This window comes from Fluviicola sp. (genome assembly GCF_039596355.1).
Classification (GTDB): Bacteria; Bacteroidota; Bacteroidia; order Flavobacteriales_D; family Crocinitomicaceae; genus Fluviicola.
The window spans coordinates 292579-316389 of the sequence record NZ_JBCNJW010000002.1; the positions used below are offsets into that span (position 1 = coordinate 292579).

A 23811-nucleotide genomic window follows, 5' to 3' on the forward strand; every position below is an offset into this window, starting at 1 on the left:
CCATTGACTATGGAACCAGTTACAATAGAAAAGGAGATAGTGAAAGATTTGTCTTTCAAACACCAGGTTGAATTCGAACAGCAGTCAGATATCCTCGCAAAGCTGGAAGAAGCAACCAGGTTAGGTAATGGTTACCACCACAAAGTCGGAATCATCTTCCATGACGATGAAGGACTTAAAAGAGTCAACACAACCATTTGGGCCACCGGTCAAAAATACATCTGTCTGAAAGGCGGTATGTGGATTCCCATCGATCACATTGTTGAATTGAAGTTTTAGCTTTTCAAGAAAACAATACAAACTCATTGTTAACAAGCAGTTTTCGTTTCGTAGCTTTGGAATAAACAAGACTAAAGCCCATGATGCGCAAACTGCTTTTTTTATGTTCCTTCCTGTTATGCAGCATGTCACTGTTTGCACAGGATCGTGTAAAATGGAACTTCTCGTACAATCCTCAAACACAGGAGATTCAATTAAAAGCCTCTATTTCTGAAGGTTGGCATCTTTACAGCCAGCATATTAACAACACCATAGGGCCGGTTCCGACCAGTTTTACTTTTATCGAAAATCCGAACGTGAAATTCGAAGGCGAAGTGAAAGAACCGGCAGCCATTCACGAATACGACGAAAACTTTGAAGCAGCACTGGATTTCTTCAAAAACGAAGTCGTTTTCACACGTAAAATAGTAAAACCAAAAGCAGGAGAAGTCATTAAAGGATACGTCACATTCATGGTCTGTAACGACGTGATGTGCCTCCCTCCTGTCGATATCGATTTTTCAATAACCATTCAATAACAATCCGATCTGTTTCTTTATGACCTCATTCTTTAAAAGTCTTATTCTATTAGTCGGTTTATCCGTTATCACCAAAACGCATGCACAAGTTCAATACGCAGAAGACAAAGTGAAATGGAGCGGAAGAGTTGAACAACAAGGCGATTTTGCAACCGTAATCATTGAAGCTTCGATTATCCCGAATTGGGAAATCGGACCGCTTGTGTTACCGAAAGGATCCTTAAACCTGGCAACTACCGTCCAATTGGTGAAATCCAAAGACTTTGAACTAGTCGGTAAAATGACCGAATCCAAACCTCACAGCGAATTCGATGAAATCCTGGATGAAACGCTCGTTTACCATGTCGGAAAGGCTGTTTTCAAGCAAAAAATCAAAGTCCTGAATAAAAAAGACTTCACACTGACTTATAAATATGAGTTTCAGACCTGTGAAATCAATGCAATTTGTCTTCCGCCATACGCTTCAAGCGGGAAGATCACTGTAAAAGGAAACCCGAATGCGGTAGACCAGTCTTCCATTGAAAACGCTGCGGATAATTCGGATTCTGCATCAACAGCATCTATTGCACCGACAACTAACGATACTAAAAACACTCCGGAAGCCGGACAGAAAGCAGACAATCAACAGAAAACTCCTGTTAAGCAAGAGCAAAAACCGCTTTGGGGAGTGTTTATCGGAGCATTTTTCAGCGGTTTCTTAGCCCTGATCATGCCGTGTGTCTTCCCGATGATTCCGATGACGGTTAGTTTCTTCACCAAACGCAGTAAATCGCGTGCACAGGGAATTCGCAACGCATTCATCTACGGAGGCTCTATCATTTTGATTCACGTACTCTTAGGAGGACTTGTGGTTGCAACCGGAGCCGGGCACATCTTAAACGCATTGTCTACCAATGTTTGGTTCAACATCTTCTTCTTCCTGATGCTCTTTTTATTCGGTTTATCCTTCCTGGGAGCATTTGAAATTCAGCTTCCTGCAAAATGGGTCAATTCAGCCGATTCCAAAGCAGATAAAGGAGGAATTGTCGGAATCTTCTTCATGGCCCTGGTATTATCCTTAGCTTCTTTCTCGTGTACCGGACCAATTTTGGGCGGATTACTCGGCGGACTTTCTGCTTACGGCGGGGGATCAGCTTTGATGGTCGGGATGTTTGCATTCGGATTAGCACTGGCACTGCCTTTCATGCTTTTCGCCATCTTCCCTTCCTGGATGAATTCCATGCCGAATTCGGGAGGCTGGTTGAACGTAGTAAAAGTATTCCTTGGATTCCTGGAAATTGCATTTGCATTCAAATTCTTGTCTACCGCAGATACAACGATGCAGTGGCACTTATTGGAGCGTGAACTATTCATCGCTATCTGGATTGCCGTTTTCGGAACGCTCGCACTTTACCTCTTTGGAAAAATCCGCTTGCCACACGACAGCCCGGTTGACAAACTCTCCGTAGGAAGAACCATGATTGCAACTCTGACTTTAGCATTTACCATGTACTTGATCCCTGGATTGTGGGGCGCACCATTGAAACTGGTGAACGCATTCCTCCCTCCGGATTTCTATGCAGAGTCTCCGAAAGGATTGGGCGGCGGTGGTCAAACCGTAGCAGCAACTGCTCATTTGGAAGAAGGCATGCACGAAGGACCGCAGGGACTTCCGGCTTTCACCGACTACGACAAAGCGCTGGCTTACGCTAAGAAAGTGAACAAACCGCTTTTCGTAGATTTCACCGGATGGGGTTGTGTCAACTGCCGGAAGATGGAACAAAGCGTTTGGGGAGAACCTGGCGTTATTGAAAAGTTAAGAGACGATGTGGTCATTGTTTCTTTATACGTAGACGAACGAACAGAATTACCGAAGAACGAGCAGAAAACGATCCAGCTAAACGGTCGTGATTTCTCCTTATCAACGATCGGGAATAAATGGACAGCAAAACAAATTGGAGAGTACCAAACTTCATCACAGCCATACTATGTACTTCAGACTCCGGATGGGAAGGATATCCCGGTAGGTTCTGCGGATTATCAGAATCACGGAAGCCCGGCAGTGTTCCAAAAATGGCTGGAAGATGGTTTGAAAGAATTTAAAAAATAGTTCAAAATTACCATTCGTCACGGAAAAACCGTATTAAGAAATTTTTAATTGAAAATTGTTTTTTTAATTCCAAAAATAGATTTATCTTTGTAATGATTTAGGTGGTTAGGTTAGGTTGATTAGTGAATGGAGTTCGGACGCCCGTCTGGACTCCATTTATCATTTACAGGAGTTTGCTTTCGAAAGAACTCTTTCTCCCGATTGAAAACACCCCGGGATTTTATTAAATTCGTACCATGAACCAATGGTTGCAAACTCAAATCGAATTTCTAAAAGGTGTTGGCCCGCAAAGAGCCAAACTGCTGAAAGAAGAACTGGGCATCACAACCTACCTGGATTTACTCTATCATTTTCCTTTCCGGTACATTGACCGCTCCCGGTTTCACCTCATCAAAGATATTCCGGCTATTGACGGCTTCGTACAATTGAAAGGTCAGATTATCTCGGTGCAGGAAAGCGGAACCGGACGGCAGAAACGACTGAATGTCAAATTCCAGGATTCAACGGGAATCATTGATCTGGTTTGGTTCCAGGGCTACAAATACATCCTTCCGAACCTGAAGCTCCATACAGACTACGTCGTATTCGGAAAAGCCAAACCCTACGTCAATACCTGGAACATTTCCCATCCGGAATTGAATCCATACACCGGAGCGGAAGCGGCTTTGGGATGGCAGCCAGTATATTCGTCTACGGAAAAACTCAACGCATCCGGACTACACACCAAAGGAATTCAGAAACTGATCGAAAACCTGCTCGGTTTGGCGGCAAATGTGCGTTTCGATGAAACACTTCCTCCGAAGCTGGTTCAGGAACTCAAACTTCCGGGTTTTGCAATCGCAATCCGCGCCGTGCACATGCCAGCTGATGTAACACTGGCCCAAAAAGCCAGAGCACGATTCAAACTGGAAGAATTACTAAATCTACAAATCGAACTGTTGCTTCGAAAAGCGATCAACCTGCAGAAAAATAAAGGACAAGTTGTTTCGGATGTGGGACAATTGTTTCATGATTTTTACGAAAACAATCTCCCCTTTCCGCTGACGAATGCACAAAAGAAAGTACTCAAAGAAATTCGCCGTGATATCGGATCCGGTTTTCAAATGAACCGCCTGCTGCAGGGAGATGTGGGAAGCGGAAAAACCGTTGTCGCATTGCTGACGATGCTCATGGGAATCGGCTCCGGATTGCAGGGCGCTTTAATGGCTCCGACTGAAATCCTCGCCAACCAGCATTTTGTCGGTTTACAGGAATTATTGAACGGAACACCTGTCCGGATTGCTTTGCTGACGGGTTCTACCAAAAAAGCAGCACGAAAAGTCATCCACGAACAGCTTCTCAACGGAGAAATCCACATCCTGGTGGGAACACATGCGCTTTTGGAAGACGTTGTGCAGTTCAAAAACCTTGGAATCGTGGTAATCGACGAACAGCACCGTTTTGGCGTGGAGCAACGTTCGCGTTTGTGGAAGAAAAATGATTCTCCGCCACATATCCTGGTCATGACTGCTACACCAATTCCGCGAACACTGGCAATGACTTATTACGGCGATCTGGATGTTTCCGTCATCGACGAGCTTCCACCGGGCAGAAAACCCATTACGACCAAGCATCATTTTGAGAAAGACCGGTCGCTGGTTTTTGGGTTTATCCGGAAAGAAATTGCGCTCGGAAGACAGGTTTATGTCGTTTATCCGCTCATCCAGGAATCCGAAACATTGGATTACAACAACCTGATGGATGGTTACGAAGCAATCAGCCGGTCGTTCCCGCTTCCGGAATACCGCGTGAGCATTGTTCACGGAAAAATGAAACCCGAAGTAAAGGACTACGAAATGCAGTTGTTCGTGGAAGGAAAAACACAGATTATGGTTGCTACAACCGTAATCGAAGTCGGTGTAAATGTTCCGAATGCTTCCGTGATGGTAATTGAGAGTTCCGAACGCTTCGGTTTGTCGCAATTGCACCAGCTGAGGGGACGCGTGGGACGCGGAGCAGAGCAATCTTACTGCTTGCTCATGACCGGGAACAAACTTTCTGCCGATACGAAAAAACGCATTCATACCATGGTTCGCACCAACGACGGATTTGAAATTTCGGAAGTCGATTTGGAACTGCGTGGCCCGGGGGATATTATGGGAACGCAGCAAAGCGGTAACCTGGACTTGAAAATTGCGGATCTGGCGAAAGATGGCCCGCTTGTTGCACTGGCACGCGAAAAGGCCCGGGAGCTTTTAACGGATGATCCGAGACTGGAAAAACCGGAACACGTCTTCCTGAGAATGGAAGCAATAAAAAGACTCCAGGACAAGCCGAATTGGGCAGAAATTTCGTAAACTTGAACAATGAAAAAAATCCTTCTACTGGCGATTGCGCTTTTCAGTTATTCCTATGCTGATTCTCAGGTTATTTCAGGAACTCTTGTAGATTCCGGCCGAAAACTGTTGAATACCGAAGAAAAATTCACCATTTCAAGTACCGTTAGCGGAACAGTGGTGGTAGAGCTCGCTGTAAACCGCGAAGGAAAAGTAACCGGAACAAAAATTTTGGGTGACGAATCAACGATCAAGTCTACGCCTTCACGCATGAAAGCAGAAAATGCTGCCAAAAAACTGACTTTTACTGCCGGAACGCGTTATGCTCCGTTTGAGCATGTGAAGGTGAAGTATACATACGCGGCGCAATAAGAAAGGCTGGCTTCGACTCTGCTCAGCCAGCACGAAAAAATCTCTTGATGATATTGGAATGTATGATGCTGGCTGAGCGGAGTCGAAGCCAGCAAACAGCTATCCCGCAGTTGAAAACGTAAATTCTGCTGCGTTTTCTTCCAGGTACGCAAGCATATCCAGGATTTCCTGTAAATCAAATGAGGTAACCAATTTGGTGCGGTATTCCTTGAAGTGTGCAATTCCCTTGAAGTAATTGGTGTAATGGCGTTTCATCTCCACCACTCCCAAACGCTCTCCTTTCCATTTCACGCTCATCATCAGGTGATCCCGGGCAGCTTCTACGCGGTCTTTCACACTTGGAACTTCCAAATGTTCCCCGGTCGCCATATAATGCTTTACTTCGTTGAAAATCCATGGGTAACCGATACTTGCACGACCAATCATGATTCCGTCTACACCGTAGCGGTTCTTGTATTCCACCGCTTTTTCCGGTGAGTCAATGTCTCCGTTTCCGAAAATCGGGATTTTGATGCGCGGATTGTTTTTCACTTCCGCAATGTATCTCCAGTCGGCTTCTCCTTTATACATCTGAGCACGCGTGCGTCCGTGAATCGACAAGGCTTCCACCCCGATGTCCTGCAATCGTTCCGCCACTTCCATGATATTGATCATCGAATCGTCCCAGCCCAAACGGGTTTTTACCGTTACCGGCAATTTGGTAGATTTAATGCAGGCTTGCGTCAGACGAACCATGAGGTCTACATCTTTCAAAACACCTGCTCCGGCTCCTTTGCATACCACTTTTTTCACCGGACAACCGAAGTTAATGTCCAGAATATCCGGGTTGGTTGCATCCACAATGCGTGCAGACATAGCCATTGCCTCTTCGTCTCCACCGAAAATCTGGATCCCGATTGGTTTTTCGTAATCAAAAATATCCAGTTTCTGACGGCTCTTGATCGCATCACGGATCAATCCTTCGGAAGAAATAAATTCTGTGTACATCAAATCAGCCCCGTGCTTTTTACATAAGGCTCTGAACGGCGGATCACTTACGTCTTCCATCGGCGCTAAAAGCAGCGGAAATTCCCCCAATTCAATATCCCGGATTTTTACCATGGTGCAAAGGTACGGCTAAATTGATAATTGAAAATGAAAAAATTCATAAGCCTGCTGGTCACAAGCCTGTAAACAGGTTCCTTTCAAACGATCTTTCATTCAAAGAGAAACCCTTCCATTGTTTTCATTTTGCAGGAAATAGTAATTTTGACAAAACTCTAAACGCTACATGAAAGGCACGCTTTTGTTCCTGTTCGTTTGTGTGATCTTCCTTCCCGGACAGGCACAGATCTTCAAAAAAGACACAACCGATCTGACTTTTACCGGAACGCGGATCAATCCGTATGCCCAGGAATACGATACGACCGGGAAAGTCAAGATTTCCGGGTATATCGATACGTATTACAGTTATTATTCCGATACTCTCGGGCCGGGCGGCTATTCCAAATTCCCCACTTCGTCACCCAAAAACAACCAGTTCGGGATCAATATCCTTCAAATTTCCGCGAAGTACGAGAGTCAGCGCATGCGCGGTGTTGCAACCTTGTTCTACGGCGACATTCCGCTGAGCGCCTGGTCGCAAAACCTCAATTTTATCCAGGAAGCCAATGCGGGTTTCCGGATCTACAAAAAGCTCTGGCTGGATGCCGGTTATTTCCGCACACATATCGGGTTGGAATCAATTCAGCCGCGGGAAAACATCACTTCGAGTATTTCGATGACCACCTATTTCGAACCGTATTTCCTGGGGGGAGCCAAACTCACCTGGCAGCAGTCGGAAAAATGGACTTACCAAATCAACGTTTTCAACGGGTTCAGTACGTTTGTAGAAACCAACAAGAATAAGGCTATCGGCTTTTCGATCGGGTATACAGGCAAACGCTGGTCTCATTCCCTGAGTTCCATAACTTGCGACGAATATCCGAGTTATGTCACCAAAAGCCATTTCCGGCATTACACCAATTACATCGGTGTGTTCAAGACGCAACACATCGTTCTCGGGCTGGAGGGAAATTTTGGCTATCAGCTGAACAGCAAGCTCAATGCACCGAATAAAACGGCTTATATTTTCTCCGGAATTGCCGCTTTTAAATACCGGTTCACACATTTCATTGCCGCTTACACGCGTGTTGAACTGTTCAGTGATCCGGATGAAATCCTGACCGGGCCAATCGAAAACGAAAATCACACACTCACCGGGCTGGATATTCTGGGAGGAACACTCGGATTTGAATACAAACCGATTCCGAATGCGTTTGTGCGCATTGAATCACGGATGCTCAAAACGAAAGCCAGCGAGCGGATTTTTTATTACAACAACCACTCGAATAATATTCGCTGGGAAGGGATTCTGAGTATCGGACTTTGGTTTTAAGGTGTTTTCAGATTGCCGGAAAAAATAGCAAAACAACTCTGCAAGCCCAATAAAACCGGACATTCCACACATCCTGATAGCGTTCGACTGAGCTCACGCCGAAGTCTATCTGGATTATCAATTTGTAAAATTATGTGGTTGCAAGGAGTTTGACCTCCTCACAACCTTAAAAATTCAAGTCTCTACTCTTCCACCTTTTCCTGTTTCGACAAACTTTGGTAGAAATACGCACCAACCAACAGCAACCCTCCGATTGCAATGAAAACGATGGTCTTGTAAATCGTGCTCAGCGTACTCAAATCGTAGAAAAACAGCTTCAGAATCGTCATTCCCAAAATTACCATGGCTGTCACCCGCATGATTGGCTCTTTTTTCTTGATCCCAATAACGATCATAGAAACCGCGAAAGACACCCACAGCAGCGACAACAGGATTTTGTAGCCCGCACCGAAACCGGAAACCAGCGACCACAATACCAATTCCAGCGAAAGCATCCACAGGATCAACAGCAAACTCATGGCTCTCGTCCAGTTTTCGCGGGTTTGATAGTTCCGCAATACTAAAATGGATAACACAACTCCTGCAAACAGGACATAATGCGCCAGGTTGAACGAATTCCAATACCTTCCGTTTTCTACGAGTGTTTCAACACCGGAGATATAAACCGTCATCCCCAAAAGTGCCGCTCCAAGGAAAATGATTCCCATAACGGATACTCCACTCGAGAAGTTCTCCGTTCTTTTCAGAATCCAGGTGCGGAACGCCCCCATCATTCCCACTGCAACAGCAATCCATGCATATTGCCACAGTAGCAGTGAATAGCGGTAACACGCCATTACCTCTGCTCTGAGAATACTTGCTTTCAAATCGGTATCCTTCTGAGCGAATTCAATACGCTCCACGTATTCCTGGTTCAGCTGAATACCATAAATGCCCGTAAAAACGAGGAAGAAAAAGGCAAAAACACCCGCCGTCTGCCACGCAATACTTTTGTAGTAATCTGCCTGGTATTTCGAAAGCAGGAAAAAAGTAACTCCCATCGCTACAACCGACAACCCAACAGTAATGAATAATTCGTTTTGATAATACGGTTGCTCGTCTCCGCCTGTCAGGTGAATGAACATTTCGATCAGGATAGCCAAAGCTGCCAAGGCCAGCAGGATGATTCCGATCACTTCTTCCAGACTGCCTTCAATCTCTTTCGACAACCAGAAAAGCAGTAACACACCGGTAATCATGACATAGATGTAGGAATAATCACCGCAAAAAGAAGTCAGCAGGTTCGAAATGCCAAACAATGAGAGTGCCTGGAAAATCCGTTTGAACTCCTGGCGGTTTTCGCGCTCAAACAACACTTTGTTCAGGTAGTAAACTCCTACTCCGGCAATGTTATACAAAACAGTATGCCAAACCGGGGATTTATCCAATACAAAGCCGACTGCTCCGAAATAACAGATTCCCACCAAAACCAACTGAACGAGCTGATGTCCGACAAGTGCTTCTTTTTTCCAGTGGTTCCGGCCCACAATACCAAATACAAACAGGGCAAAAAACGCAAACAGGTATGGAGCTGCGATCACCGGATCATTTGTTTTATAACTGAAGTCCGAATTGAACCAGAACAGGAAAATAAAAGCCGTCCAGATAATGACCGGATATTGAATCGTAGGCCATTTCCTGGCAATGGAGATCACCAGCATCCCGATATTGATGATCAGCATGTAGAGCAAATAATACGAAATATGTTTCGATCCGTCGGAAACCAGCGGAGGCAAAATATACGCACCAAGCAGTCCCAAATGCGCAATGACGGACATGTCGTAATACATGGCCAGGAAAACGGCAATAAGCACTAAAAGTAGTAAAACACCAAATGCAACAGAAGACGGAATCAGCTGGTAATAGCCGTATGCCGCATAGGTTATGAAGTAAGCCACCGCAATGGAACCACTTGCCAGAACAGCACTGAATGAGCGGTATTTTTCCCGGAAGAAAAAAGCAAATCCACCCAGTACAAGCGCAATGATAAAACCAGCCATCACCCGGCCGGCCGCTCCGATCATGTTGTGGTCAATGGCGTACTTCGCCCCGATTCCAACTCCTATCAGTACAATCGCAATCCCTATTTTACTCAGTAATTGCTCTCCGATAAATTGTTCCCAGGAAGTTTTTTCTTTCTTCACAGCCGGTTGCTGTACCTGTGGCGAAACCGGAGCTGTGGTTTTTTGAACCGGAATAGCAGTGGTTTGTTTCATAACCTGTTCACCCGAAACCGGTGCACTTGCCGGAAGTTCTATTTTTTCAACTCCATACTGGTCACGCAGGAGTTTGAATTCGGCATAATTTTCCTTGATTCGGAGCTTCAGGTCTTCGTGTTCCTGCCAGAGTTTTCGGTATGATTCCTCCAGCCGGACAATCCTTTCTTTGTCAGATTCCATGTTATGGATTGATATTGGTTTCAATCAAATATCGAAAAAAAAATGAAACAGGTACGAATTCGTACTAATCTCTCTTCCGGATGAAATGTCCTTTCCGGAGCACATACGTTATTTTTCCGACCTGGAGCGTAGCTCCTTCTTCAAAACTATGGAAATCAGTATATTCCTTTCCATTGAAGCTGAATGATCCTTTGGTTTGGTATGCCAGGTCGATGTAATCTTCGTTCAAAACACTTCCTCCGCAAACGAGAATATGCACCGGAACTCCGATATTCTTTACCAGCGACATATCGCGCGGAGAAGCGTAATTATCTGCAATCAGGATCAGTTTCTGGGTTTTCGGGTAAACTTCCAGTGCTTTCATCAAGGCTTCGATGTTATTTTCCGGTAAATCTCCTCCCGTTCCCTTGTCCATCGTTGCCAACATCAATTCCGTGATCGAATCGAGGCTGGATGATTTACAGGTATAAATTCCACCTGTCTGCCCGATTTTCTTTGATTTGTCTTTCCGGTTGTCACCATCATTGAAAAACACAAATTGCTGCGGCGCCTGTTGTTTGCTCTTCATCTGACTGCTGATAAACTCAACGATTTGCGCATTGTAAGGAGCCATGCTTCCGGTTACGTCGCAAACCAGCGTTGCATTGCTCCAGTTGACTTTTTGCAGTGCGTTGGAAACCTGGTTTGAAGTCGGAGTCGGTTTGATTGCATTGTAATCGTATGCCGGCATTTTGGCGCGTGCTTTGGGTGGAACTTCCGTCGCAAAAATTTCCAGCGGTGAGGGAATCACACTTCCCCGGTTCATGAAATCGACTGAAAACTGGATCATGCATTCGCTGGGTTTTCCGTTGATGGTTCCAGGAGTCCAGTCGGGCATATTCTGGATGAAATCGCGTACCTCATCTTTGTAGGGAGAAGGTTCCGGGTTGTTCGGAAATACAATTTTGGTAATCTTCCCTTCTTTACTCAACAGGAACTGTACATCAATTTTAGCCGGTTTGGATGATTCTGCCGGGAAGTGAAGGTATTTCGAAAAGTAGTTGATCCGTGCCTGTTCGCTGTGCGGAAATTTCGGAAGTTCGATCACCGGTTCAATAGCATCCAGCGAATCTTTTTCTATTTTTTCCGTTTCCCGCTTCAAATACGTGTCGTATGCATACGATTTGATTTTTCCTGCTGCCACTTCCCGGATAAAATTGGTTTCCACTTTGGTTAAAACGGCATCTGGCAGGTCGCGGTACGTGATTACAAATCCGTGGAAGAACTCTTTTCCGGCTTCGGCGGACGTGCATCCCGTCTGAGCCAGCAACACCCACTCAATTCCTTCCTGGTTCAGGCAGTTCGGAGCGGATAAAAACAATCCTTCCAGACGTTTGCGGTTCAAACTGTGCTGGTCAAACGTTTCGGATTTCCGGTAGGTCGTATAGACTAATTCTACTTTCAGAATCACTTTGTTCTTCACCGACTGCAGGATTTCCTTGTCTGAAAAAACGGCATTATTGAAAGCCGTTTCAAGAAAAAGAACATCTTTCCGGGTAGATTTGGTGTATTTTTCAACGTTCCGGGGTTGTGTTTTCAGGACAAGCTGAATCTGTTCCTGTACCGTCTGGGACTGAAGAAAAAAGGGAAAGAAAAAGAGAATGAAGTAACAAATTTTCATGAGCGGTGATTCTGATCACATAACCTAAAATTCAGTTAAGGTTACAGCCAGAATGGCTTCTTTCCCGAAATAAAGCGCCGAAATCCAGGCACTCAGGAAGACGAATCCGTACAACCCAGCCATCGATTTATGAAGCGGATTTTCGTTTCTGCTCAGGAAAACACTCAGCATCCACATCCAGAATGGTACGATCATCCACTCAAACATGTTCATGAAAAAACAAATCATGATCAGGGACGCATTGATGATCTGCAACCAGCGGAAATTGGTTTTGTCCTGCAGCGCAATGAGAATCTGCCAGACAAAAAAGAAAACGACAAACCCAAGCAGACACCGGGTTGAAAACACCAGGAATTGGTCGTGATGTTCGGCCAAATAACTCTGGCTAAACAAAATCTCATAGATAAATTTTGACGACAGGAGCAGGGAAAATGTCCACAGCAGCAAGGCTCCCTCCTGCCAGCGGATTTTTGCTTTGTTTGCAATCAGCAAGATAAGGGCAACCAGGAAAAGTCCCACTTTGTAGAGCACAAGTGGAAGCAGGAAGACGCCGTCTTTCATATACGTAGACAAGCCAAACATTCCTGCGGTCAGAACAGCCAGCAGAACAATCCGCTCGCTAAGCATTCTTTTTCGCCAAAGCCTCTTCGACGTAACCGAACGTGGAAAGAATCACCGGTTTTCCGTCTACCACCGCTACATCATGCTCAAAATGCGCACTTGGCTGTCCGTCAGCGGTCACAATCGTCCAGTTATCTTCCAATTGGATTACTTTTTCGGTTCCCATATTGATCATCGGTTCGATCGCAATAGTCAACCCGTTCATGATTTTCTTACCTCTTCCACGTTTTCCATAGTTCGGAACCTGCGGATCTTCGTGCAAGGTTTTTCCCAAACCGTGTCCAACCAACTCGCGAACCACTCCGTAACCGTGTTTTTCTGCGTGCGTCTGAATTGCCCAACCGATATCTTCCAGGCGGTTTGAAGTATTTGCCTGCTCAATTCCAAGGTAAAGGCATTCCAATGTGACGTCGAGTAATTTTTGTTTCGCTTCGGAAATTTCACCGATGGCAAACGTATATGCGTGATCTCCGTAATATCCTTTGTAGACAGCTCCACAGTCAACAGAAACGATGTCACCTTCCTGGATCTTGCGATCGGTAGGTAAACCGTGAACAACCTGTTCGTTTACCGAGATCAGTAAGGTACTCGGACAACCGTATAAGCCTAGAAATGCCGGAATCGCGTCCTGCGAACGGATGTATGCTTCTGCCATTTGATCCAGTTCCAGAAGTGTTACTCCCGGACGGATGATTTCGGCTACTTTCCCCAGTGTTCGGCTCACAATCTGAGCTGCCTGGCGCATTAATTCGATTTCTTCGGCTGTTTTATATTTAATCATATCTCTATTCAAGAAATTCATGTATGCAAAGATAGCTTAAATTCAAAATGCAAAATGCAAAAAATCAAAAAGCGGAATGAATCCATTTGTATCAATCAATAACGTCAAATTCATAAAAACAACCCTTTCTGCATTTTTCAATTTAATCTTCTGACTTTTACATTTTCAATTTTGCATTTTGAATTTTTGAATTCTCACTTATTAAAATCGTTTCAACTGAAAAGCTTCAAAAGTCCACTCGGGTGTATAGATTTTCATGCGTTCTTCCAGGTCATACCACGGAGATTCTTTCGGGTTCATCGGGTTTAGAAGCACCTGGATTTCCTGTGCTGGCATATAGCTTTGAGCTAAAAGCACCCGTTTTTCTCCCTGGGCATTTTCAACCAGATCCACCACAATAACAGCATGTCCGGGAGCCCCTCCGCGAATCAGTACATCACCGATTTCTACGTCTTTTAATTCAACGGAACGCAATTCTTTGTCGAGGGAAAGTGTACTGGCATAGTTGAAAACCGTTTCCATGTATTTCAAAAAAGAAGCATAACTTTTATCCGGAGCAGCCGTTTTCTGCCAGGAAATGGAATTCCCGCGGATCAGCACCCGGCTTCCTTCGCGCCATTTGGAATAGGCACAGTCAAACCCGCTCACAAAACGGAAATGAATATCGGAGTAGCGTTCCTGGTGAAACAGGTATTCTGCCCGCAGCCGCATCACGGCATCAGCGCATTGCTGTAAATCCCGCTTCCCAACGGACAAATCAACGACGGCAACATGCGCATGCTGATTTCCTTTGAGCGAACCGTCGTAGAGGTGAACCGGCGAACCGTGTTTTTTCAGGGGAAGGTTCCGCAGATAAAATCCAAATCCGGTGCTGTCCAGCTGATTGCGTTTGTAGCCTTCAGGCGGAAGAATACGGGTTTCGATCGTCGTTCCGGAAGTATCGATCGTAGGAACAACGGTGTATGTTCCGTCTATTACGGGTGAACGATGGAGGTCATTGCAAGCAACTAAACCAATGATCGTTACCGGAAACAGGATTTTAAAAAGACGGTTCTTCATATTTTTCGGGTCAGATTTATTTGTTTTTAAAACTAATGGAATGATGCATCGCTTCCAACAATCGAAGCATTGAATTTCAAACCATTGACTAAACGGTATTATTTTTCACTTATTCCGAATAACGCCATATTATCAATCTTCAGGGCATTTTTGACCAGGCGGTTCCATTTGATCAGTTCTGCCAGGTTACGTCCGTGATCTACCGACCGGTAATATTTCTCTTTCAAAGCCGTACAGTCTGTTAAAAAGCGGTTATAGATTCCTTCGGCTTCTTCCAGCGTCCAGGACTTGCTTTTGAGTTTTGCATCCAGTTTCCGCCGTTCCATTTCGATCAGGTCAAAGTAAATATTGATGAAACAATGCGTGTTCTGATCAATCGGGAGCAGGTAGTAACTTTCATAGGGATCAAAAATTGCACAGGTCAGAATATCGGTTGAATCCCGGTAGCTGTTCCGGTCGAAAAACACCTGTACTGCGAGGTTGAAACTCTTATCCATCGATACCCGTGAAAAGTTGTTGAGCAATGAATCCGGGATGCTTTCCTTAAAAATCACGCGGTTCACTGACCATTTCACGTAAGGTTCCTTGTAAAAATTCTTTTTAATCGGTGATCTTTTGGTGGTGCGAATATTCAGGTTCGTGACGGAAAGAGAATCCATGAAGAAAATCTGGTTGCTGTTTTTACTGTCATTCAAACGGTACTCATCGTTGTTCTGCCAGAAAAAATCATTGTATGGCATAGACAGAATTTTGCGGTAATCGGTCGCATGGCGGTTGAATTCAAATCGCGGGATGAAAAAGGTCTGGTCGTAATCGTACGCAAAAAACAACGCATTTGTCCGGATCCGGTAGCTTTGATCGCCGTTCATCCCAAAACGGCTCCGGAACGCAATAGAGTAATTAAAATCCACGTGGGCAAAAACCTGCTTGTCTTTCCGCGGAACAAAGGTTTTGGTCACCTGCAGATCAACCCCGGTAATGCTGTCTGTTCGAAAAAGTGGCAGAAAAGGATGTGTTTTGCAATCCGTACATTCCATTTGCAGTTTTTGAATGACCATTTTAGAGCAATTGATCCATATTTTCCCGCGGTAGTAATTTCCGTCTTTCACTTTCGGGAAATAGCTGACAATCATCATCGAATCTCCCTGGTCATCAAGGTACTTGCGGTCCATGTCGAGGTAAAAACTCTTACGTAGTCTTTTGGCATTCAGGGAAAAGGGATTCGCCGGAAAATACGGACTTTCCTCCGTCACTTCTGACAATAAAATGGCTTTAGAACTTTCCACCGAAACAAACATCCGGCTTTGATCGTCGTATTGTTTCATCGCCAGGCGACCTGCCTTTAACTGCTGTCCTTTCAGCTCATATCCGGAGATTTTGGCATTGTAAAATCCTTCCACCAATTCCACCTGGCGGTTATCGATAAACGTTTTCAATTCGTAATACGCTTTGGCTTCTTCCCGGATTTTATTGGGGCGTTGCCGGCACTTCCCGATCAATTCATATAAGTAGGTATTATCGCTTGGTTTCACCGTTACTTCTGACAATTCCACAATGTTTTCACTCATCCGAACCTGGTAAAAGGTGGTGTTTTCTTTCAGGGAAATCGTCGTGGTTTTATACCCCACAGCTGTTACTACAATCGTATCTGAGAGTTTCCCAACCGGAATTTTGAAAAAGCCATCCACGTTTCCGATCGTTCCTTTTTTAAGACTGCGGTTATAAATCGTTGCAAAAGGAATGTCATTTTTTCCTTCCTGATCCAGGATTTTTCCTTGAATTTCAGAAGTCTGTGCAAACCAGGAACCTGCGAGAAGCAAGCAAAAGATCAGGACGGAGCATTTCATTTGGTGCTGGTTGTGTAATCTACTGCAAGATACTTTTTTCCGGTAAAAACAACAAGCAGAAAAAAGCCATCCGTCGGTTGACAAATGGCTTTTTTTCTTGTCATTTACTACTTTTTCAGCTCCACCTTCTTCTCAATACGTCGCTTCATGTCTTCCAGATCGGACATAAAGGATGTATTTTGAGCCAGAAGCATGGCTTCTTTAACCAATTTCAGGGCTTTTTTGAACTTCATCTTCCGTTCGAAGAGCAAAGCTTCGTAATAGAAGAGTACGCCGTGATCGATTCCTTTTCGCTGACGGGCAAAGGCCAGTAATTTGGTCATTTCTTCAAAATCTGCCTGAAGGAGTAAACAATCCAGGAAATAAGAATAGGTTTCCGTGTATTCGACATCGGAAGCCAATGCTTCGCGAAAACAGCTGTTTGCAGCCGGATAATCCTTGAATATTTCCAGGTTCACTCTTCCCATCAGGCAATGTGCAATCGGGTTATTTCCCTCGTATGCCATCGCATAATTCAGGGATTCCATGCATTGTTCCAGATCATACGGATAGCTTTCCAATGCTTTGATCAGGTACTGATTTGTTGTCATAATTTCAATTCCTTGTATAGTTCTTGCTTCAACTTACTTCGCTGTTTCTTGAAGGTTTTCACCTCTTTTTTCGGCTTAAAATCCATTCCAGAGAAGGTTCGGACAGGATTTCCGCGTTCCAGTTCGTGGTGCTGTGACCAGCGTTGATTTATGTTATCGATCAGTTGCTGAATCTGCACTTTCTCCAGTTTTTCACGAATGCGTTCACGGGCTATTTTCTTATTCTGAAGCTGTGAACGGCTTTCCTGTACGAACACCATGGTTCCCGTTGGCGGGTGAAGGACACGAACGGCCGAACTCACTTTGTTCACGTGTTGTCCGCCGGAACCACTGCTTCTCACAGATTGAAAAACCAGTTCGTCTTCACGCCAGGCGAATTTCTCCGGAACAGGTACTTCGTGAATCCCCACAAACCAATTCTTGCGCCCGTGATTGGGACGATACGGACTCTTTTGAATCCATAAAATCGTCCCTAACCAGGATTGAACAGGTGGTTGGATATTCAATCCCTTTACTTGCACGGTTGCAGATAAAATGGTTCCGTTTTCGGATCCCGGTGTGCGTTCCAGCGTTTCGACCTGTAAGCCTTTACCTCGCAGATCTGCCAGTAGTTCGCCCAGGATTTTCCCGGCCGCCAACTGGCATTCTGCCGGACCTTTTGCGGTTGTAATATGTAAAATCGTTGTTTCCATTTGTTCTTGTTGTGTGCTTTTTCATGTCTGCACTAACGTTTGACTTTTATCGATAAGCAGCAGCTTATCTCTTGTCCATTCTAACAATCTTCGGCGTGAACGTCCCGATCGTTTCAACCAATTCCTGCTGGTTCCCCATCACGTGATGAATGTTTTTGTATGCCTGCGGACATTCGTCTACTGCCCCGCCGATCAAACTCACCCCGGAATCGCCCAGTTCTTTCATCATTTCACTTTTGGTAAAGCGTCCCTTACACTGTGAACGTGAATACTGGCGCCCTGCTCCGTGGGATGCCGAGTTCAAACTCGACTCATTTCCCAACCCGCGGACAATGAATCCGGGAGCTGTCATACTTCCGGGAATGATTCCCAGTTGTCCCAAACCTGCCGGAGTAGCTCCTTTCCGGTGCACAATACACTCTTCGCCGTTCACGGTTTCTTTCCATGCAAAATTGTGGTGGTTCTCTATCGTCATCAACATGCGGAGCCCCAACTTTTTGGTCAATCGTGCGTGAATATCGTCGTGACAGGCTTTGGCGTATTCTCCTGCCAGGTTCATCACTTTCCAGTATTCCTGCCCGTCGTGTGTATTCAGATCCAGCCAGGCCAGGTGCTGCACTTGCTTCGGAAGCGGACATTGTTTGATTGCCGCCTGCGTGTAATGTTTCGCAACTGCAGCTCCCAATCCGCGTGAACCGCTGTGACTCAGCAACCCGAGGTATTCTCCCTGCGGAATTCCGGCATCGTTTGCCGTAATGGTTACCACTCCGAATTCTACGAAATGGTTTCCTCCGCCGGATGTTCCCAACTGCTGGTATGCTTTTCCGTGCAGTTTTTTCAGCAACGGAATTTCGCGAAACAGCGTGCTTTCCAAAACCGGGTGATCGTGCCGAACCTTGTGCGTTTCGTACATCCCGAATTTGGTATGATCCGAAAGCAGGTTTTCCAGCTGATGCGTTCGCCCGTTGAAAAACGAAGCCGGCGCATCAAAAATGGTCATCGACATGCGGCAACCGATATCGACTCCCACTCCGTAGGGAATCACTGCATTTTTTGTTGCAAGTACTCCACCGATCGGTAGTCCGTAACCGTAGTGCGCATCAGGCATCAACGCTCCCTGAACCGAAACCGGCAGTTTCAATGATTGATAAAACTGGTGTTTCGTTTGTTCGTCAATCTCATTTTCACCGTAGATCAAAAACGGCGAGCGTTCGATTTTCAATTCGTTGAATTTCACTTCTACCGGGGCAACCAGCCCTTCCGCTACTTTCCCCCAAATCCCGTCTCCGATGTATTCATCCGGAAAATGAAGCAGTTCTGATAGTTCTGCAAGAACACGTTCTTTACTTTCTTTTTTCTTATATCTGCTGATCAGCCCAAGGGCGATATTCACAGAGTTATCGTTGGGGAAGCCTATTTTCAGCAGGTCTTTCCCCTTGAGTTTATTTCCCATAATTTTTTCTTAAGCTGACAGAATTAAAACCCAATCTCTGCGCGATCCGGAAATTTCCCACAAGTCATTCACCACAGTGAACTTCATGCAGAAAATTCCCGAAGTCCTTGATCTTGAAATTTTCTTCCTGCCTTGATTTGTTGCTGCTCTGTATGAGCTGAATAAGAGATTTCGGGGAAATGTAAATCCGGCGGTTTGCCAACGACTAAAAACAAAAAATCCGAAACCTCAATGGCTCCGGATTTTCATATGCTGTTTTGTTTAAAAGTCAATTCAGTGGAAAATCCAAAGCCCATGCAGACTAGCCTTGCCAGTCGGTGCACTCCATGTAGTTTGTAACTTGAACATTTGCTTTGGTTTTAAAATTGTTAATACTTGTTCTTGATTCTTACAATCGGGGGCAAAGTAACGTAAAAAAAATCATACGTTGGTGCAGGTGATTGAAAAAAAATTTCGGAGGGAAAATCCTTATTACGTAGTAATAAGAAAAAAATGAGGCCTTGAATTCAAGTGAATTTCCGACCCAAATTCGCCATTTCCCAATTTCCCAATATTGGGACAGCCTATCCCCTGAAGCCTGTTCACAATACAAAAAAAGCCCAGATGTTCCTTCCGGAAGTCGGGGTTCATTTTCGTTAAATTCAATGCTTATTCAGCTGTTTTGAAATCATTTGATCCGTTTGCGGACTTGTGGTGCAAGGAACAAAATAGCCATTGTAACGAGTACAAAAGCAATTCCCCAGCTTCTCATCCATACCAGCATGAAATTGGGCTTAAATCCCAGGTTTACCATCACAATGACGAATGAAACGAAAAACGTCGCTATAAAGCTCATAATCGAGGCAAACTTCACCTCTTGTCTATTCGGTTTTCCCATGTCAAAAAAACAAAAACCCCGACGTTCCTAAAGGAAATCGGGGTTCTATAATATGATCCTGATGTAGTTATTAAAACTACGCCAATACTTCTTTTACTTTGTCTGCTGCTTCTTGCAACAATACTGCTGAATGTACGTTCAAACCTGATTCATCGATCAAACGTTTTGCTTCCTCAGCATTTGTTCCCTGCAAGCGAACGATAATCGGAACAGGAATGTTTCCGATGTTTTTGTAAGCGTCAACAACTCCCTGAGCAACACGGTCACAACGAACGATTCCTCCGAAGATATTGATCAAAATCGCTTTCACGTTCGGATCTTTCAGGATGATGTGGAATGCTTTTTCAACGCGCTCAGCATCTGCAGTACCACCTACATCCAGGAAGTTTGCCGGGTTACCTCCGGAATACTTGATGATATCCATCGTAGCCATTGCCAGACCAGCTCCGTTTACCATACAAGCAACGTTTCCGTCCAGTTTCACGAAGTTCAATCCTGCAGCATCTGCTTCTACATCCAACGGATCTTCTTCAGAAGTATCACGCATAGCAGCATAATCCGGGTGACGGAACAATCCGTTTCCATCCAGGGTTACTTTCGCATCTACTGCAATGACTTTGTTATCGGAAGTTTTCAATACCGGGTTGATCTCAAACATGGAAGCATCACATCCTTCGTAAGCACTGTATAATGCCACAACGAACTTCGTCATTTGCTTGAATGCTTCTCCTGACAATCCCAGGTTGAACGCGATCTTACGCGCCTGGAATCCTTGAATTCCTACACGTGGATCGATTTCTTCTTTGAAAATCAAATGCGGAGTGTCGTGTGCAACTGTTTCGATATCCATTCCACCTTCTGTAGAGTACATGATGATGTTACGACCTTTCTCACGATCCAGCAATACTGACATGTAGAACTCTTCTACTTCAGCTTCTCCCGGGTAATAAACGTCTTCAGCGATCAATACTTTGCTCACCAATTTCCCTTTCCCGTTTGTTTGAGCTGTTTCCAAATGACCTCCGAGGATTCCTTTTACTTTCTCCTCAACCTGGTCAATACCTTTTGCCAAAACCACACCATTGGACCCCGTTTCCTCAACGATTCCTTTTCCACGTCCACCGGCATGAATCTGTGCTTTAACCACATACCATCCTGTTCCCGTGTCTTCAGTCAATTTTTTAGCTGCAGTAACTGCATCTTCTACTTTGTCTACAACAACACCGCGCTGTACTGCCACGCCGTATTTCTGTAAGATCGATTTTCCTTGATATTCGTGTAAGTTCATGACAACTTTTTTATTTTGGTGCGCTAAAGTTAGGTTTTTTCAAGGAAATAGCAATTACTAAATCGGTGAAATATACCGGAATTTTGTTTTTTATTTGATTCCTTCCGGTGGGAGGTTTTCCGGAATGGAATTATCTTCTTTTTACACAAAGTTTCCGGTGTCTTTTTTGATAAAATTCAAACAAAGAGTCTTTTATTTGTGATTTTGTAAACAATTTTCTATCTTTGCTTTTATGAACAAAAACATGCACAACAGCGCTTATTATCTGTTTCTGAAACCAGGAACCGAATAAGTCGTTATGCAAACTTGATAGCTGTGAAGCCCGGTTCTTTTTGAGCCGGGCTTTTTTTATTTACTCTTTTTTCATTTCAACATGAGGCAACAATTTGAACAGTACACCCCGGATGACTTGGCCGTTTGGTCAATTTTATTCAAACGGCAGATCGACAACCTGCAAAACAAAGCTTCGCACGAATACCTGGAGGCCCTGGAGTCTATGCACTCGGTTTTAAATCCGGATGAACTTCCTCATTTCGGGCGCATCGACGAGTGGTTTTCCTCCCGCACCGGCTGGCAGATTGCATGCGTTCCCGGTCTGATCGAAGTGGAGGCATTTTTTGATTTGCTCGCAGAGAAAAAATTTCCGTCCTCTACCTGGCTGCGTTCCAAAGACAAACTGGATTACCTGGAGGAGCCCGATATGTTTCACGATATCTTCGGGCACATTCCCCTGCTCGCTCATCCGGGATACTCGGAATTTGTACACGCATTCGGAATCCTGGGAAGTCAGCACCGGAATAATCCTGAAATCCTGCTGCAACTGCAACGTTTGTACTGGTTTACGATCGAATTCGGACTGATTCGGGAGCATGACGGACTCCGGATTTTCGGAGCGGGAATCCTCTCTTCTTTTCACGAAGCACAATCCAGTTTGTCCGGTTCGGGAACGGTTTCCCATCTTCCGTTCGACCTGGAGCAGATTCTTCAAACGACGTTCTGTACCAGTGAAGTACAACAGCATTACTTTGTACTCAGCAAGATGGAACAACTCGAACAAAGCATTCACATCCTTTCTAAACAATACGCACATGCATTGGAACCTCATCGCACGGCACTATAGAACGACCGTGCACTTTAAAAGCCAGACAGAACTGGCGGAATTCGTACTCCGGGTAGCACAATTAGCAGATCGCATGAATCATCATCCCGACCTGACCATCAGGTATTGTTCGGAACTGAGTATTGCTGTTTATTCACACGATGAAAACCAAATCACTGAACGCGATTACGAGCTGGTTGAAGCAATTACCAAACTATACCAGGAAGCCTATCCGACTACGTAACGGAGGGAATACATACTATCCGTTCGTACTGCGATCACTGCCCGAAACCGGTTCAAAGGGTTGAAAAGATTCCTGTTCAATGCTTTGAACCTCTTTGGATTCACCATAAAAGAAAACTCATTATCAATGAATTAAATACATCACACCACTTTTTTTCATCCCCCGACCAAAGGTTTTTTCTTCCACTGCTGTTTATGAAGGAAACAAGAAACAAAATCCCATGAAAAAACAATTCTTATTTATTGCATTTGCTTGTACAACAAGCTTAATCAACGCGCAATCGCAACCTGTTCCAAATGGCGGGTTCGAAAATTGGACCAATCAGGGTACGTTTGAAGATCCGCAGTATTGGGCGACTATGAATTTATATACACTAGCCGGAGCTCCCGCAACTGCTATTAAATCAACCGATGCACACAGCGGAACCTATGCATTAAAACTAAAAACAGTTATAGCAGAAGTGGATGGAGAAATGGATACCATCCGGGGAATAGCCCTACTCGGCTCCATCGATTTATCGAGCGGAGAAAGCACCACGGGACAACCCTTCACGCAACGTCCCGATTCACTGGTTGGTTGGTATAAATTAACTTCTGCGGATAACGCCCCATTTATCATTTATTCCAAATTTTCCAGACGGAATACCAGTACGAATACCACTGAAGAAATCGGGGAAACTCTTTTTCAGGGGGCGGCTAATTCAAATTACGTCCGTTTCAGCGTTCCGATCGTTTATACGAACAACCAAACTCCTGACTCTCTGCAAATCATCATCTCCAATTCATTAGACAGCACCGTTATTTCGAATGTACTTCTCCTGGATGACCTGAAGTTTGTATACAACAACGCGAGCACAGCAGGAATAGCTGAGAATACGGTTCAAATTCAACTCGCTCCGAACCCGGTTGTGGACCAACTTCACATTCAAAGCGATCAGCCAGTTGAGCGCATATCTGTTAAAGACATTCATGGAAAACGAGTTTTCGATCTGTCGGGCAACAATTCTGAATACTACCAGGTTGAAACCGCTCATTTTTCACCCGGAATCTATTTTTGTGAACTCTACTTCTCCAACGGATCATCCAAACGGGTGAAGTTCATGAAAGAATAATACCACTATCAACCCTTACTTCATAATTAATAGGTAGGGAGCTGTCTCAATAAGGGACAGCT

The 23811-nt window shown here is 44.7% G+C and carries 21 protein-coding genes; 9 read left to right on the forward strand and 12 right to left on the reverse strand.

The features are described 5' to 3' along the window. The first annotated feature begins 9 nt into the window (after positions 1-9). The 5 genes from ABDV94_RS06510 (at position 10) to ABDV94_RS06530 (ending at position 5573) form a co-directional block, all read left to right on the forward strand. Positions 10-279 carry a hypothetical protein gene (locus tag ABDV94_RS06510; protein WP_343605790.1) on the forward strand — a complete coding sequence of 90 codons (270 nt, stop codon included), beginning with the start codon at positions 10-12 and terminating at the stop codon, positions 277-279. An 83-nt stretch (positions 280-362) separates the two neighbouring features. Continuing rightward, a complete protein-coding gene (locus tag ABDV94_RS06515) occupies positions 363-797 on the forward strand; it encodes a protein-disulfide reductase DsbD domain-containing protein (protein WP_343605792.1) in 435 nt (144 codons plus the stop codon). Between the two features lie 19 nt (positions 798-816). Further along, a complete protein-coding gene (locus tag ABDV94_RS06520) occupies positions 817-2886 on the forward strand; it encodes a cytochrome c biogenesis protein CcdA (RefSeq protein WP_343605793.1) in 2070 nt (689 codons plus the stop codon). Between the two features lie 236 nt (positions 2887-3122). Beyond that, complete coding sequence (gene recG / locus ABDV94_RS06525; RefSeq protein WP_343605795.1) at positions 3123-5222, forward strand: ATP-dependent DNA helicase RecG; 2100 nt, start codon at positions 3123-3125, stop codon at positions 5220-5222. Positions 5223-5231: 9 nt separating this feature from the next. Further along, positions 5232-5573: a hypothetical protein gene (locus ABDV94_RS06530; RefSeq protein ID WP_343605797.1), complete on the forward strand. Its 342-nt coding sequence runs from the start codon at positions 5232-5234 to the stop codon at positions 5571-5573. Positions 5574-5672: 99 nt separating this feature from the next. Here the strand turns inward: ABDV94_RS06530 and dusB are convergent, their stop codons facing one another. Beyond that, a complete protein-coding gene (gene dusB, locus ABDV94_RS06535; RefSeq protein WP_343605798.1) occupies positions 5673-6674 on the reverse strand; it encodes a tRNA dihydrouridine synthase DusB in 1002 nt (333 codons plus the stop codon). Positions 6675-6843: 169 nt separating this feature from the next. Here dusB and ABDV94_RS06540 point away from each other — a divergent pair, with 169 nt between their 5' ends. Continuing rightward, positions 6844-7989: an outer membrane beta-barrel protein gene (locus tag ABDV94_RS06540; RefSeq protein WP_343605800.1), complete on the forward strand. Its 1146-nt coding sequence runs from the start codon at positions 6844-6846 to the stop codon at positions 7987-7989. A 182-nt stretch (positions 7990-8171) separates the two neighbouring features. Here the strand turns inward: ABDV94_RS06540 and ABDV94_RS06545 are convergent, their stop codons facing one another. The 11 genes from ABDV94_RS06545 to sucC all read right to left on the reverse strand — a co-directional run bounded on the left by ABDV94_RS06545 (position 8172) and on the right by sucC (position 21295). Beyond that, positions 8172-10427 (reverse strand): DUF2339 domain-containing protein, encoded by a 2256-nt coding sequence (locus tag ABDV94_RS06545; RefSeq protein WP_343605801.1) that lies wholly within the window; start codon positions 10425-10427, stop codon positions 8172-8174. A 64-nt stretch (positions 10428-10491) separates the two neighbouring features. Further along, positions 10492-12087: a hypothetical protein gene (locus tag ABDV94_RS06550; protein ID WP_343605802.1), complete on the reverse strand. Its 1596-nt coding sequence runs from the start codon at positions 12085-12087 to the stop codon at positions 10492-10494. Positions 12088-12111: 24 nt separating this feature from the next. Then, positions 12112-12714, reverse strand: a complete 603-nt coding sequence (locus ABDV94_RS06555; RefSeq protein WP_343605803.1) for a hypothetical protein — start codon at positions 12712-12714, stop codon at positions 12112-12114. Next, complete coding sequence (gene map / locus ABDV94_RS06560) at positions 12707-13489, reverse strand: type I methionyl aminopeptidase (RefSeq protein ID WP_343605805.1); 783 nt, start codon at positions 13487-13489, stop codon at positions 12707-12709. The genes ABDV94_RS06555 and map overlap by 8 nt, the downstream gene beginning before the upstream one ends. A gap of 201 nt (positions 13490-13690) precedes the next feature. Then, complete coding sequence (locus ABDV94_RS06565; RefSeq protein ID WP_343605807.1) at positions 13691-14548, reverse strand: DUF4846 domain-containing protein; 858 nt, start codon at positions 14546-14548, stop codon at positions 13691-13693. Positions 14549-14646: 98 nt separating this feature from the next. Further along, a complete protein-coding gene (locus ABDV94_RS06570; protein WP_343605809.1) occupies positions 14647-16395 on the reverse strand; it encodes a carboxypeptidase-like regulatory domain-containing protein in 1749 nt (582 codons plus the stop codon). 107 nt (positions 16396-16502) lie between these two features. Continuing rightward, positions 16503-16985, reverse strand: coding sequence for a hypothetical protein (locus tag ABDV94_RS06575; protein ID WP_343605812.1), 483 nt, complete (start codon positions 16983-16985; stop codon positions 16503-16505). Further along, complete coding sequence (prfH, locus tag ABDV94_RS06580) at positions 16982-17677, reverse strand: peptide chain release factor H (protein ID WP_343605814.1); 696 nt, start codon at positions 17675-17677, stop codon at positions 16982-16984. Before prfH ends, ABDV94_RS06575 begins: the two co-directional genes overlap by 4 nt. Before the next feature lie 64 nt (positions 17678-17741). Next, positions 17742-19130, reverse strand: a complete 1389-nt coding sequence (locus tag ABDV94_RS06585; protein WP_343605816.1) for an RtcB family protein — start codon at positions 19128-19130, stop codon at positions 17742-17744. 667 nt (positions 19131-19797) lie between these two features. Then, a complete protein-coding gene (locus ABDV94_RS06590; RefSeq protein ID WP_343605818.1) occupies positions 19798-19965 on the reverse strand; it encodes a DUF2798 domain-containing protein in 168 nt (55 codons plus the stop codon). Positions 19966-20083: 118 nt separating this feature from the next. Continuing rightward, complete coding sequence (gene sucC / locus ABDV94_RS06595) at positions 20084-21295, reverse strand: ADP-forming succinate--CoA ligase subunit beta (protein ID WP_343605820.1); 1212 nt, start codon at positions 21293-21295, stop codon at positions 20084-20086. A 373-nt stretch (positions 21296-21668) separates the two neighbouring features. On the opposite strand from sucC, the gene ABDV94_RS06600 reads away from it, so the two are divergent. From ABDV94_RS06600 to ABDV94_RS06610, 3 genes are all read left to right on the forward strand, one after another. After that, the gene (locus ABDV94_RS06600) at positions 21669-22415 is read left to right on the forward strand and encodes a phenylalanine 4-monooxygenase (protein WP_343605822.1); all 747 of its coding nucleotides are present in this window, start codon (positions 21669-21671) and stop codon (positions 22413-22415) included. Beyond that, a complete protein-coding gene (locus tag ABDV94_RS06605; protein WP_343605824.1) occupies positions 22384-22638 on the forward strand; it encodes a 4a-hydroxytetrahydrobiopterin dehydratase in 255 nt (84 codons plus the stop codon). The genes ABDV94_RS06600 and ABDV94_RS06605 overlap by 32 nt, the downstream gene beginning before the upstream one ends. Positions 22639-22858: 220 nt before the next feature. Beyond that, complete coding sequence (locus ABDV94_RS06610) at positions 22859-23749, forward strand: T9SS type A sorting domain-containing protein (protein ID WP_343605826.1); 891 nt, start codon at positions 22859-22861, stop codon at positions 23747-23749. Positions 23750-23811: the final 62 nt, after the last annotated feature.